This window comes from Lentilactobacillus sunkii DSM 19904 (assembly GCF_001435575.1).
Classification (GTDB): Bacteria; Bacillota; Bacilli; order Lactobacillales; family Lactobacillaceae; genus Lentilactobacillus; species Lentilactobacillus sunkii.
Genome location: NZ_AZEA01000010.1, coordinates 66,010 through 78,439, shown reverse-complemented (window position 1 = coordinate 78,439; position 12,430 = coordinate 66,010). Strand labels below are relative to the sequence as shown.

Genomic DNA, 12,430 nt, shown 5'->3' with positions numbered 1-12,430 from the left:
ATTCACCAACAACAGTTGACGAAGAGCCGAATTAATCTGACGGAGGGGCGAATGTTTCGCTTTACCACCCTGAATTTGTATTGATTTCACAACCAACACCTCTGAAAGTACCAGACTTCGATACTCGGCGATGTAACGGTCGCACCCGGGTTTAAAGCGTTAACTTGAAACCGCTATTCAGAGTTCATGTTCATTAACTTAAGAACCATCCTTTTTCACCAGCCGGATTCTCTAAGGGTTCATTCGCTAATTACTCTTCTCTTCAGAGCTTTAATTTACTAGCATTAAAATTTAATGATAATGATAGTCGACCTTCTAATGATTGTCAACCAATTAACCAAATTAAATTATTGATCAGGTGAAAGGCCCTTGACCAAAAACTCGACGGCTTGGTCGATGACGGTATCCAAATCGAGCTTTCTGTTGAATAAAATAATTTGGGCACCAAAGCCGGCACCAATTGATAAAACATACTCCATAATCCTTGGGGTGTCCCAGTCAACCAGTAAGTTTCTGGCTTTTAATTTGTCGATGACTTTTGGAATGGATGTGGTGAGGACATCTTTGATTGGAACAACAAATTCATTCAAAAGCTTGGGATCATTTGCAGCCTGCATGAACAAGATTTTGATAATCTGCTTGTTTTCCGTCGCAAATGTCAGCCGGTTATGCAAAGTTGGTTTTAGAAAATCAGCCAAGGTGTCGTATTTATATTGATTAATGTCTTCAGCAAACTCTTTGGCTGCCCTGGGAATGGTCTTTGAAAACAGGGGATGAACAACAGCTTGCAAGAGCTGTTCTTTGGTTTTGAATCGCTTATACACAGTTCCCTGACTGACACCGGCTTTGTTCGCAATGTCGGCTGTAGTTGTTGCTTCAAAGCCCTTGGAGGCAAATAATTCCAGGCAGGCCTTGAGCACCTGCTTTTGTTTTCGTGGCAACTCCTTTGTGGAGTCGATATCTTCTGAATAAAATGATTCGATCGAAGTTGAAGCCATGCCTGTCACCTACACTTTCCGATACTTGCGCATCCCGATCATATTCAAGACGATGAATACGAGTAAGAATACCAGGATAGCAGAGAATTGAGGGATGACAGCTGAAAAGCTGGCTTGTTTTTGAATCACATCAGTCAGTGCGCTGGCACCATAATACAGTGGCATGATGTGGGCGATTGCCTGTAGCCAGCCGGCCATGTTGGCGACTGGAATTAACCCGGAGAAGAAGATTTGGGGAATAACGATAATGGGAATAAATTGAACCATTTGGAATTCCGATGCGGCGAATGTTGAAACGAATAGTCCCATCGAAAGGGCGACCATTGCCAAAGCAAAACATATCAGCAAAACCACCCAAATACTTCCTAGAATTTCGATTCCCAAGACATAGATACAGAAGAGAACGATGATGGCCGTTTGAATGATTGCCACGACACCATATCCTGATAGATATCCATAGATAATTTCGCTTCGTTTAACCGGCGTCGCCAGGAGTCGATCCAGTGTTCGGGAGTTTCGTTCGTTCAACAGCGAAATTCCGGAAATCAGAAATACAAAGAAGAACACCATGAACCCCAGAAAGACCGGCAGCATCGTTGTAAAGAATGACGAATTACTCTTGCCATAGAGATAGTGTTGGGTCAACTTCAGGTTGCTTGGTTTCTGCATATTCTTGGGTGCGGAAGCTGCTGGAATTCTGCCGCTGATTGAAGCTGGAAGCTGTTTTTTAATCTGTTGCAGCTGTGCCTGCATTTTCATCAAGCCTGCTTTGGACTTTTTCGTAGCTGCAGCGAGTTCTTTGATTTGTGTTTTGATTAATGCCATTTGAACGGATTTTTTAATAATCCCCGTTTTATTTTGATCGGCATTTTGATAGGTCACAATCAACCTGCCGTCGGTTTTTTTGATGAAGCCGGCGTAGTCTTTGTCACGGATAGTCTTCTTTGCGGAAACATCCGAAGACATTTTATGAATCTTGATGTGCTTGTTATCAATTGTTTTGACCAGTGAACTTGAGACGTTGTAGGTTCCGATGTCGGCAACCGTGTTGGTGTTTGATTGGAAGAGAAAATACATCAATGACAAAATGAACAGCGGTGCGACAAACATCAATGCCAAAGTTCGCTTGTCACGAAACATTTCTACAAAGATTCGTTTAGTTATTGTCAGAATTCTCATTTGATTTCCCCGCTTTCAAAAAGACTTGTTCCAAATTATCAACGTTATATTCCTTTTCCAAGCTGTCAGGGGAGCCATGGGTGATGATGTGGCCTTCCCGAATCATCAAGAGTTCATCACATTCGGCGGCGTCTTCCATCACATGAGTGGTAATGATGATAGATTTGCCATCCTTGGCGTACTTTCTTAACTCATCCCAAATTTGACGACGCAACTCCGGATCAATCCCAACAGTTGGTTCATCCAAAACCAAAAGGTCTGGGTCTTGAATAAGGCTGATCGCCAGTGACAATCGGCGCTTCATTCCGCCAGAATAATTGCTAACCCGTTTACCTAGATCCTGATTCAGATTAACAACGCCAGCCGTATACTCGATTCGTTCGTTGAGTTGATCTTTCTTAACACCAAACAACTGGGCAAAGAACTTGAGGTTTTCTCGGCCAGTTAAGCTGTCATATAAGGCATCGTCCTGGGCCATAAAGCCAATTCGCTGTAGAACTTGACGGTTAGGCATCTTGTTACCGAAAATGGTGACTTCACCGTCATCGGGCTGCTCCATTCCCATAATATTTTTAATGATGGTTGTTTTCCCGGCACCTGACGGACCGATTAAGCCGAGAATTTCGTGTGCCGAAGCTGTCAAATTGACATCGTGTAAAATACGCTTTTTATTAAAGCTTTTATCTACGTGAGTAACTGTTACAACTGCATCCATATTGATTCCTCCTCTAGTGAGTGAGTGCTAACTCATTTACAAATCAAGTATAACTCATTAGAGGTGAGTGTCAACTCACAAATTGCATTTTTTTCTGGTCTCACGTATAATGACATTAAAATTTAGTCCTTTAAATAGTCCAGCGAGTCTGTCAAGGAAGCCATTAATGAATGTTGTTTTTTACCAGTGATAGTCTGGATAAAGATGCACTTCGACTCTGTCTGAGACGAAGTGCATTTTTTTGTTTGAGTGCGATTCAAGACGGGAATGATCGGAACCAATTGAGACAGCTGGGTACTAAATAAAGGACAACAAGAGGAGATCAATCATGGAAGACAAGAGTTTTGGCCGCGTTGAATCAATCCCCAAGGAACATCGCCATCAATCATATTGGGACATGTTCGCAACGTGGGTCGGCGCCAACGCAAATAATGGGACCTGGTATGTTGGTGGGGTAATTGCTGCCTGTGGATTTATGACAGCTTCAACCACTTTGATTATCGTTGGGGTAATTACATATTTCCTGTTGGCACTTTCCGGTTATATGGGATATAAGACCGGACTGCCGGCGATGGCCTTAACCCGGGCATCGTTTGGGCTCAAAGGAAGTTATCTGCCATCAGTCATTAATGTGGTTCAATTTATTGGCTGGGCAGCCGTGAACACATTTATTGCCGCAACTTCCATTAGTTATATTCTTCATGATGTGTTGGGCTGGCCGGTCTATGGCAAGCCGGGTGGTCTCAAGGGACTAATTTCCGGAATTGTCGTCATGAGTATTCTGCATCTACTTAGTATCTCAATGGGTGAAAAATCTGTTCGAATCATTGAACGAATTGGGATTATCCTGGTCTTCATCCTGGTAATCTGGGAATCGATTGTTGTCTTTCAAAATGTGTCATTGTCAGAAATCGTTTCCTGGCACGCTCCTGCAGCTCTTAAGATGACACCGGGTCAGGCTGTCGATGTATTGGCAGCGTTTAACCTCGCTTGGGTAACTGCAGCCAGTGATTTTACCCGGTTTTCCAAAAAGCGTTCAAGTTCGACTTGGGCACCATTTTTCGGCGCCAACCTGGGATTGATTTGGTTTGCGATGATTGGGATTATTTCCACAATCGCCACAGCCATCACTTTGAATCATTTTGATGCCAACAATTCCGATCCATCAACAATTGCCAGCAAGTTGGGGCTTGGTGTCTTGGCAATGCTGGTTATCATCATTACCAGTACAACTGCCAACGCGGTTAACTTGATGTCGGCCGGATCTGCTTTAACCAACATGACCAAGCGTCTGTCACTGACCTTCAGCATTGTTTCAGTCACAATTGTGGCGGTCTTTGTGACCTTTATTCCAATCTTCTACTCGACTTTTCTGAATGTCTTTACCGCGTTCCTTGATGGGATTGGGATGTTCCTTGGACCTGAAATTGCCATTTTCTTAACTGACTTTTATATTGTTGCCAACCGGAAATACAACGTTGCCCATTTCGCCTCACGGACTGGTAAATATTGGTATACCGGCGGCATTAACTGGATTGCGATTGCTTCGTGGTTAATCGCCGTTCTGGCATATGGATATATTAAAACCGTGGCTGTGTTAGCCGATTCTGTGGGTGCCACTTTTATCTCGATGCTGATTGCAGCTATCGTGTATTTAGCCGTCAGCAAAATGGTATCCCACGGTCATCTTCAGGAGGATTAATGTGGCAACAATTACTAAGCAGACAATGAGTCTGGATGACATTGAACCGGACAATGAATATGACAACTGTACCTTCACGGTCTCCAACGAATTAATCCGGATTAACGACGTTGTGTTTGATCACTGTAAATTTGAACAGAGTAACTTTGACGGTAGTGACTGGGGCTATGTGGAATTTAAGGGATGCGACTTTTTGAACGCGACTTTTCATAAAAGCTATTTATCCAACTGCAAGTTCACCAATGTGCAGTTGATGGGTGCCGACTTTTCAATGGAAACGCTCATCAAGAAGTGCCAATTTCATGATTCCAACCTCCATTACGCCAACTTCAGTGAAACCAAATTGGAAGATAGTTTCTTTATGGACTCCAATTTGGTTGAAAGTAGCTTTCAAGCTGTGACTGTCAAAAAGGGATTGTCGTTTAACAATTGTGAAGTTAACCAAATCGACTTCTTAGATACCCGCATGAAAGGGATCGATTTGTCGAAAGCGACCTTTGACGATCTGATTGTTAATCCAGAACTGATCAAAGGATTAACGATCAATCCATGGCAGGCTGGCCAGATTGTGGCAATGCTTGGTGTGATTGTCGAAGATTAAATCTAATAAAATGTTTTGAAAATTCCCTGAATTTCAAACGGTTGCTGATGATATAATAATTACTCGGAGCAATTTTGATTTGAAAGGAGTGGTGCAATGATGAATAAATTACCGATTCGGATGACTTTTTTCTATCGAGTCCATCCAGCTGTTGCGGCAATTTATTTTTTGGAAGTCGTCGTTGCACTGCTCCTTTTTAATCATCCTTCAATCGCTGTATTTGGCTTTGCCGGATTGACCGTTACGTCCCTTCTTTATCTGGGAGGATCGGCGGTTTGGCGTCAGCTTAAAATGAGTTTGTTTTTATTTTTAACAATTGTTCTTTTTAATTGTCTGTTGAATCAACGTTTCGGACCAATCTTGTGGCGGTTGACGATTGGCTCTTTAACTTTCAAGTTAACTGCTCCAGCGTTGTTATATGGTGCCGTGATGGGCCTGATGTTGGTCCAGATGTTGATGGCATTTGGGTTGTTAAATGCTATTTTACCGCCAAATAAACTGGTCTATGTATTTTCAGCTGTAACGCCGAAGCTTGGCCTGCTCGTGGTGATTTCGGCCAATTTGGTCAAGTCGTTTATCAGAAATTTCCATCAATTATCCATGCTGCAAAAGACCCGAAATATCGATCTGGCCAAAGGGTCATTTGTTGTGCGCATCAAAAATGCCGGGCACCTTCTCCAAATTCTGTTGGAAGATTCGCTTGCTTCCGGGATGGAAACTGCCAGATTAATGGATGCCAGGGGATTTGGAGCAGGCAAACGCAGTCATTATCGTACATATCGCTGGCACATGACCGACTGGCTTTTCCTCGGGCTTTCCATTTTGATATTCTTAGGGATTGTTGCCGCGCGTGTTAATCACATTGGTTGGTCGGATTCGGTTGCCCAATTTTCGTTATTTTGGCTGGCGGGCGACCTACTGGGAGTGGGCTTGCTTATTGGGTTATTGATTTTCCCAATGGTTGCCGAAGGAGTGTATCATTTATGGACGAATTAATTAAAGTCGATCATCTGACATTCACATATCCTGACCAGAAAACGCCGGTTATCGATGACGTCAATCTGGTGATTAACCGCGGCCAATTTGTCGTGATTGCAGGCGCCACAGGCAGTGGGAAGACCACATTAATCAACCATTTTAAAAAAGAATTGGTTCCAAACGGTGATCGTCAAGGGCAGGTTTTGATCAATCAAAAACCGATTTCGAAACTATCCAAACTTGAAAGCGCCAAAGTAGTGGGTTATGTCGCCCAGGATCCCACCATCCAGCCGATTATGTCGACCGTGATTGATGAGCTGGCTTTTGCCCTGGAAAACGTTGGTGAACCCAGCGATGAAATTGAGCGGCGGATTGCCGAACTGGCAAATTATCTGGGTCTCGACCAACTCCTTCACCAATCCATCGAAGCCCTATCAGGCGGCCAGTTGCAATTGGTCAACCTGGCTTCCGTTTTGATCTTACGACCTGAAGTCATTTTATTGGACGAGCCGGCTGCCCAATTGGATCCGTTATCGACTCAACATTTTTTTGAAGTGCTTAACCGGGTTCACCAAGAACTGGGCATTACGATTGTTATGACTGAACATCACCTGGGAAGCGTTCTGGCATTTGCGGATCGATTGATCTTATTGCAGGGACGGCACGTGTCCTTTGATGGTCTCCCCCGTGTAGGAATAGCCAAAATGGCCGCCGACTCTCAGCTGCAGTACTTTGTTCCACAAGTTTCACATCTTTTCTTAGACACAAACAAAAAGTTAACAAAATTACCGATTTCGGTTGCTGAGGGCCAGAAGCGCATTAGTGACGAAAAAATAAAATTTGTGAGTGCCATAAAACCGACAATTCCGGCAGTTTCCGAGGATCATATGTTGACTGCCAAAAACTTAACTTTCTCCTTTGATAAGCAGCAAAACGTAATTGACCGCCTTGATTTGACGATTTCATCCGGGGATTGGTTATCGATTGTCGGCAAAAATGGTTCTGGAAAGTCGACACTCCTCAGTATTTTAGCCGGCTTGCGGATTCCCCAACACGGCAAGGCAAAAGTGGCCAATCAAGTTGTGTGGAAAATCCCAACCGCCAGCCGAATTCAGACAATTTCTTTTTTGTCCCAAACACCTTCGCTGCAGTTTGGTGAAGAAACGGTTGAAAAAGAACTGATGAAGCAGGCACATGAACTCAGATTGGATTTTCCTGACAAACAAGCTAAAATGATGATTGACCGCCTACATTTGTCTGCAGTGGCAGATCAGAGCCCATTTGATATTAGTGGCGGTCAGCAGCAGTTGCTTGGCGTTGCACTGGCACTGTTAGCGAAACCAAAATTGCTGATTTTAGATGAGCCGACAAAGGGACTTGATCCATACACCAAGCATTTTTTGGGTCAGATTCTTCAGGAGGTCAACACATCAGGTATGACGATTTTGATGGCAAGTCATGACATGGAGTTTAGTGCCGCCTATTCCAAACACTGTGCATTTATGTTTGATGGTCATTTAAATACCGTGCTGCCAACCAGGGAATTTTTTGCCAACAACTTTTTCTTTACAACGTCAATTAACCGGTTGTTGCGGGTTCAAGTCCCGATGGCAATCATGCCGGAAGATGTTAATTCAGTTTCAGAAGGGACAAGTAAGCATGTTTCATAAGTCAAAGACTGTTTTTGTTAGTCAATTGTTATTTGTTTTCATACTGATCGGGGTCTTTTTGACCCTGATGATGCTGCTTCATAACAAACATTATTTGTTATTTAGTTTTATGGTATTACTCTGCAGCATCCTACCAGCGTATTGGAAGTTTGAAAAACAGCCGTTAAAAACCCAGACAATGATGTTTGTTGCGATTCTGGTTGCTCTGGCGGTTGCCGGCCGGGTTCCATTTGCTGCTCTGCCAAGTATTCAGGCAGCCAGCTTTGTCATTATTGTTGGTGGCATTTCTATGGGGCCGGAATTGGGATTTGTTACCGGAAGCACCACGGCACTGGTTTCAAATATGTTTATGGGTCAAGGGCCGTGGACCCCATGGCAGATGTTTGCCTGGGGGTTAATGGGATTGACGTCCGGACTCATCGGTACCACCAAGCTACGAAAAAATCTGTTATTCATGGTGCTTTTTGGCGGTGCATGGGGGTTCTTCTTTGGCTGGATTATGGATCTCTGGTTTGCCCTTCAGTACGTTTCGCCATTAAGCATAAAGGGTTTTATTTTGGCATTTGCAAACAGTGCTTTGTTTGATCTTTATCACGCACTTTCAAATATTGTGTTGATTACGCTTTTGTATCAGCCATGGGAAAAGTTGTTTGCACGGCTGGATCGGAAGTATCAATTTTTACCGACAAAAAAGTAAAGGGATGGACTAAATGATGAAAATGAAAAAATTAATCACTTTATCAATGACCGGATTATTGTTGGCAGGAGCTGCTGCACCACTGACAACTGTGCATGCTGCCGGAGTTAAGACAGCTTCCAGTGCTTACCAGTCTTCAAAAGCCAAGGCTGTCTACAGTTATGCCAAGAAGATGCTGGTTAAGAATCGAACTGGATTTTCAGGCAAGACCAGTTACATATTTAGTAAGAAAGCCTATCCGACCAGTGGTGCTGCATACGGCTATTCAGACTTCCTTCTGGGGCTTAAAGGCTTGGGGTACAAGTTTACCAAGACTCAACGTAATCGCGTTGCAAACACCCTTATATTGAATAAGAAGAGTACCCCAGCTGAATTGGCAAGTGCAATTGTTGCCATTAAGACAGTCGGACTGAACCCACAAAAGCTGCGGAAATCAGGCTCAAAAACCACTTTGAATTTGGTGAGCGCTCTTTATCACCGCTCAATGACCAAGCAGACGGTTAATGTTCAAAGCCAGGCGTTGATTGCTCTCTCAACGGGCGCATACAAGCGGCCTGCAAATGCCAAGTTCTCGAAAGCCGGTTTAAGTCAGCTGATCGTGAAGAACCAATTGAGCAATAACGGCTGGGCATACAACAATCAGGCTTCCAGTGCAGACAGTGATACCACTGCTATGGCCGTAACCGCGTTGGCTCGTGGGAAATCAGTCGCCTCGTCAGCTAAGTCTGCAATTGTGAAGGGTCAAAGTTACCTCAAGGATGCAGTTTATTCAAATGGCGCATTTGGTTACGCATTTAAAGGAAAAACGTATCCTAATGCCAACTCAACCGCTGAAGCAATCATCGCTTTTTCGACTAAGCAAAATACTGTTAAATTCGTAAATGGCTACTTCAAGTCAGGTCAAACAACTTCGCCAATGCGCGCGATGTTAGGCTATGTTCGTTCTACCGGATCAATTAAAGGTGCCACTACCCAGACTTTGGGTGTTGGTCAGGTTAATTTGGCAAATGCGGCATACCGTCAGGCTTTAGCACATCGTTCTGTCTATTCAATTAAGTAATTTTAAAGGATGAGTTTATGAAAAAAGGAATTGGCATTGTCATTGGACTTTTGTTGGTGTTGGGATTAGCTTTCGGTGTTAGGGAAGTCGTTGCCAGCCATAATCAGCGACAGGCAAGAACTGAGAAAGCAGCCAAGATGGATTCCGGCAGTCAGTCAAAATCGTCTTCAAGTTCAGCGGCATCGAGCAGCCAGCCAAAATCAAAAAAGTCGACTGGTAAATCATCAAAGACACACCACAAGGCTGCTAATAAAGCTGCAGGCAAGGCTGACGGAAGCTCTGCATCAACAAAACCAGCAAAAAAGCACGCCAACCAAAGCAAGTCGAGTCATCAGGCCAAGACTGCCACTTCGAATAAAGTTGCCGTTTCAAAGCCTAAGAGCCATGCTAACAAATCTCGGGCAACTAAAAAAGCTTCCTCAAAATATACTGGGAAGGCCTATCTGAAGGTATCCGGATACAAGAAGCTGTTTTATTCAGGCAATCTTCATATTACCAAGAAGACGACGGCATTTACGCTGTTGGAACAAACAAATTTGCGAATCAAGTACACCAGCAGTCCGGCAATATACGTCAGTGCGATTAATGGACTGAAAGAAAATGACGTTAAAGCCGGCAGCGGTTGGATGTATTCAGTTAATGGCAAGTACGTCGATAAATCTGCAGGTGATAAGCTGATTAAGCCGGGGGACAAAGTGCACTGGTACTTCACTGTTAATGGGTGGAGTCCTGCTGGGTAAGAGTGTGAGAAGGCTCGGTAGATGCGGTTTCTAAGGGAACTTGGGCTGAAACCCGCTTCATGGGTTTTAGTCCAAGTTCCCTTAGAAATTAGCATCTGAGCCTTCGAACACGTTTCATCCAAATAAAGGGATGCTGAAATCCGGTTCATGGGTTTTAGTCCAAACCCCCTTAGAAATTAGCATCTGAGCCTTCGAACACGTTTCATCCAAGTAAAAGGGATGGTGAAACCCAGCGAAGGCTTTAGCCATTGAAAAATAATTGAATATCAAAAAGAAGCAGGCTCCAAAACGTCATTGTTTTGGGGCCTGCTTCTTTTTAATAAATGATTATCTTACCTGTTTCAATAGTGCATTCAAAAAATCAGTTACATCGCCCACATAGGCAAAGTCTGATTCGTCAAAAATTGGTGCATCCTTGTCAATGTTGACTGACACAATCTTTTTTGCATTTTTAATACCAACTGTGTATTGAACAGCACCTGAAATTCCTAAATTGATCAACAAGTCAGCTGAAAGGCTGGCACCACCAATCCCAATTTGGTCATCATGGCTGAATTCAGGTTCATCAGTCAGTGGCCGGGAGACCCCAACCATGCCACCAAGCTTGGCAGCCAAATCTTGGGCTAATTTGATGTTTTTGTCGCTGTATGCGCCACGACCAAGGGCAATGACAACTTTGGCATCGTCTAATTTTGATGAACTGTTGATGATTGGGTCGGTTGCGACTACCTCACTGTTGGCTTCTTTGTGGAAGGTGAATTTTGATTGAACGATTTCCGTTGCGCCGCCAGTGCCTTTTTCAGCTCGGAAAGTATTCGGCCGAACAGTCACCATTTGAGGCCGTCTGTCAGGGCAGACGATATCACACATTACATTGTCACCATAAGTTGGCTTGACCTGAACCAGCAGGCCATCTTGATAATAAATATCAAGACAGTCACCGGTTAAGCCGGTTCCCAGTTTAGCTTGAAGCCGGGGAGCAATTGATCTTCCCAAAATTGTTGCTGGGAACAGGAGACTATCTGGGCGGTTTTTGTCGGTGACCTGGAATAAGGCATCAGCGATTTCTTCATCGGTTGCGTGGGCAAAATGATCGTCCACCAACGTTTTAATCTGATCAGGTCCGTATTCCTTCACAGTCGTTTCTGCGTTGATTGAGGAAGTTTCCGGAACAACCGCAACGACTTTTCGACCGTCAGCAATTGCCTTGGCCTTGGTAATCAGCTGTAAGCTGGTTGGCTCAATCTTTGAACCAGTGGTTTCTACATATACCCAAATTTCATTATTATCCATGATGACGCTCCTCTCAGTCCAATTTGCCAAGCAGTTCAGAAACAGCTTGAACAGGATCTTCCGGTAAAATGGTTGTCTTCTTAACTTCTTTGGTTGGTGCATATACATTGGTTACTGAAGTCGGCGATCCCGCTTGGCCAATCTGTGATGGATCAAGGTTTAAATCCGCTTCGGTCCAAACGGTGATTGGTTTTTCGAAGCTTTCTTTCATGTTAACCGGCGTTTCATAACGGGGGTTATTGAGTTCCTTTCGAACCGTTATGACGGCTGGCAAAGTGAGCTTGATGTCTTGAACAGCTGAATCTAATTGGCGCTTTGCAATAATGGTGTTTTCTGATTCCAAGCTAACTGTTTCTGCAAAAGTAACCTGGGGGACACTCAAAAATTCTGCAACGATTGGGCCAACCTGACCGGTATCGGCATCAACTGATTGGCGGCCAAACAAGACAAGGTCGACGTCACCGATGGATTCAACGGCTTTGGCCAAAGTATATCCGGTTGCCAATGTGTCGGCACCGCCAAATGCACGTGAGCTTACCAGAACTGCTTTGTCAGCACCCATTGCCATCCCATCTCGAAGAGAAGATGTGTAACTGTCAGGACCCATGCTCAAGAGGACAACCTCACCACCAGCTTGATCACGCAGCTGAAGGGCAGCTTCAATTGCGTTCTTATCAAACGGATTGATAATTCCCTGAATTCCTGAACGTTCCAAGTTGTTTGTCTTTGGATCAATTTTGACTGAATCGGTCTCTGGGACCTGTTTAATTCCAACAACGATTTTCATAGGGCACTCC

General features: G+C 44.0%; 12 protein-coding genes. 7 read left to right on the top strand and 5 right to left on the bottom strand.

Features of this window, described 5'->3' with window-relative positions; genetic code table 11:
- Nucleotides 1-347: 347 nt before the first annotated feature.
- The 3 genes from FD17_RS07560 to FD17_RS07550 are packed head-to-tail and all read right to left on the bottom strand — an operon-like array spanning nt 348 to nt 2,892.
- On the bottom strand, nt 348-998 hold the full coding sequence (locus tag FD17_RS07560; protein WP_057825215.1) for a TetR/AcrR family transcriptional regulator: 651 nt from the start codon (nt 996-998) through the stop codon (nt 348-350).
- Nucleotides 999-1,007: 9 nt separating this feature from the next.
- A complete protein-coding gene (locus tag FD17_RS07555) occupies nt 1,008-2,177 on the bottom strand; it encodes an ABC transporter permease (RefSeq protein ID WP_057825213.1) in 1,170 nt (389 codons plus the stop codon).
- A complete protein-coding gene (locus tag FD17_RS07550) occupies nt 2,155-2,892 on the bottom strand; it encodes an ABC transporter ATP-binding protein (protein ID WP_057825211.1) in 738 nt (245 codons plus the stop codon). Before FD17_RS07550 ends, FD17_RS07555 begins: the two co-directional genes overlap by 23 nt.
- Nucleotides 2,893-3,220: 328 nt before the next feature.
- Here FD17_RS07550 and FD17_RS07545 point away from each other — a divergent pair, with 328 nt between their 5' ends.
- From FD17_RS07545 to FD17_RS07515, 7 genes are all read left to right on the top strand, one after another.
- Nucleotides 3,221-4,594 carry a cytosine permease gene (locus FD17_RS07545; protein WP_057825209.1) on the top strand — a complete coding sequence of 458 codons (1,374 nt, stop codon included), beginning with the start codon at nt 3,221-3,223 and terminating at the stop codon, nt 4,592-4,594.
- 1 nt (nt 4,595) lies between these two features.
- Nucleotides 4,596-5,195 carry a pentapeptide repeat-containing protein gene (locus FD17_RS07540; protein ID WP_057825207.1) on the top strand — a complete coding sequence of 200 codons (600 nt, stop codon included), beginning with the start codon at nt 4,596-4,598 and terminating at the stop codon, nt 5,193-5,195.
- Nucleotides 5,196-5,291: 96 nt separating this feature from the next.
- Nucleotides 5,292-6,191, top strand: a complete 900-nt coding sequence (locus tag FD17_RS07535) for an energy-coupling factor transporter transmembrane component T (protein WP_235803191.1) — start codon at nt 5,292-5,294, stop codon at nt 6,189-6,191.
- Nucleotides 6,179-7,843, top strand: coding sequence for an ABC transporter ATP-binding protein (locus tag FD17_RS07530; protein WP_057825204.1), 1,665 nt, complete (start codon nt 6,179-6,181; stop codon nt 7,841-7,843). The genes FD17_RS07535 and FD17_RS07530 overlap by 13 nt, the downstream gene beginning before the upstream one ends.
- Nucleotides 7,833-8,540, top strand: coding sequence for an ECF transporter S component (locus tag FD17_RS07525; protein ID WP_057825202.1), 708 nt, complete (start codon nt 7,833-7,835; stop codon nt 8,538-8,540). The genes FD17_RS07530 and FD17_RS07525 overlap by 11 nt, the downstream gene beginning before the upstream one ends.
- 13 nt (nt 8,541-8,553) lie before the next feature.
- Entirely contained in the window at nt 8,554-9,600 is a 1,047-nt protein-coding gene (locus FD17_RS07520; protein WP_057825200.1) for a prenyltransferase/squalene oxidase repeat-containing protein, read from the top strand.
- Between the two features lie 17 nt (nt 9,601-9,617).
- On the top strand, nt 9,618-10,340 hold the full coding sequence (locus tag FD17_RS07515) for a DUF4430 domain-containing protein (RefSeq protein WP_057825198.1): 723 nt from the start codon (nt 9,618-9,620) through the stop codon (nt 10,338-10,340).
- 327 nt (nt 10,341-10,667) lie between these two features.
- On the opposite strand, the gene FD17_RS07510 is transcribed toward FD17_RS07515, so the two are convergent.
- Nucleotides 10,668-11,633 carry an electron transfer flavoprotein subunit alpha/FixB family protein gene (locus FD17_RS07510; protein WP_057825196.1) on the bottom strand — a complete coding sequence of 322 codons (966 nt, stop codon included), beginning with the start codon at nt 11,631-11,633 and terminating at the stop codon, nt 10,668-10,670.
- Nucleotides 11,634-11,646: 13 nt separating this feature from the next.
- On the bottom strand, nt 11,647-12,420 hold the full coding sequence (locus FD17_RS07505; RefSeq protein WP_057825195.1) for an electron transfer flavoprotein subunit beta/FixA family protein: 774 nt from the start codon (nt 12,418-12,420) through the stop codon (nt 11,647-11,649).
- Nucleotides 12,421-12,430 lie beyond the last annotated feature (10 nt).

Excerpts from the sequence above, each read along its gene's own strand:
- FD17_RS07515 (WP_057825198.1), top strand. The coding sequence starts at position 9,618 with ATGAAAAAAGGAATTGGCATTGTCATTGGACTTTTGTTGGTGTTGGGA.
- FD17_RS07550 (WP_057825211.1), bottom strand. The coding sequence starts at position 2,892 with ATGGATGCAGTTGTAACAGTTACTCACGTAGATAAAAGCTTTAATAAA.
- FD17_RS07555 (WP_057825213.1), bottom strand. The coding sequence starts at position 2,177 with ATGAGAATTCTGACAATAACTAAACGAATCTTTGTAGAAATGTTTCGT.
- FD17_RS07545 (WP_057825209.1), top strand. The coding sequence starts at position 3,221 with ATGGAAGACAAGAGTTTTGGCCGCGTTGAATCAATCCCCAAGGAACAT.
- FD17_RS07560 (WP_057825215.1), bottom strand. The coding sequence starts at position 998 with ATGGCTTCAACTTCGATCGAATCATTTTATTCAGAAGATATCGACTCC.
- FD17_RS07525 (WP_057825202.1), top strand. The coding sequence starts at position 7,833 with ATGTTTCATAAGTCAAAGACTGTTTTTGTTAGTCAATTGTTATTTGTT.
- FD17_RS07530 (WP_057825204.1), top strand. The coding sequence starts at position 6,179 with ATGGACGAATTAATTAAAGTCGATCATCTGACATTCACATATCCTGAC.
- FD17_RS07520 (WP_057825200.1), top strand. The coding sequence starts at position 8,554 with ATGATGAAAATGAAAAAATTAATCACTTTATCAATGACCGGATTATTG.
- FD17_RS07510 (WP_057825196.1), bottom strand. The coding sequence starts at position 11,633 with ATGGATAATAATGAAATTTGGGTATATGTAGAAACCACTGGTTCAAAG.
- FD17_RS07505 (WP_057825195.1), bottom strand. The coding sequence starts at position 12,420 with ATGAAAATCGTTGTTGGAATTAAACAGGTCCCAGAGACCGATTCAGTC.
- FD17_RS07535 (WP_235803191.1), top strand. The coding sequence starts at position 5,292 with ATGATGAATAAATTACCGATTCGGATGACTTTTTTCTATCGAGTCCAT.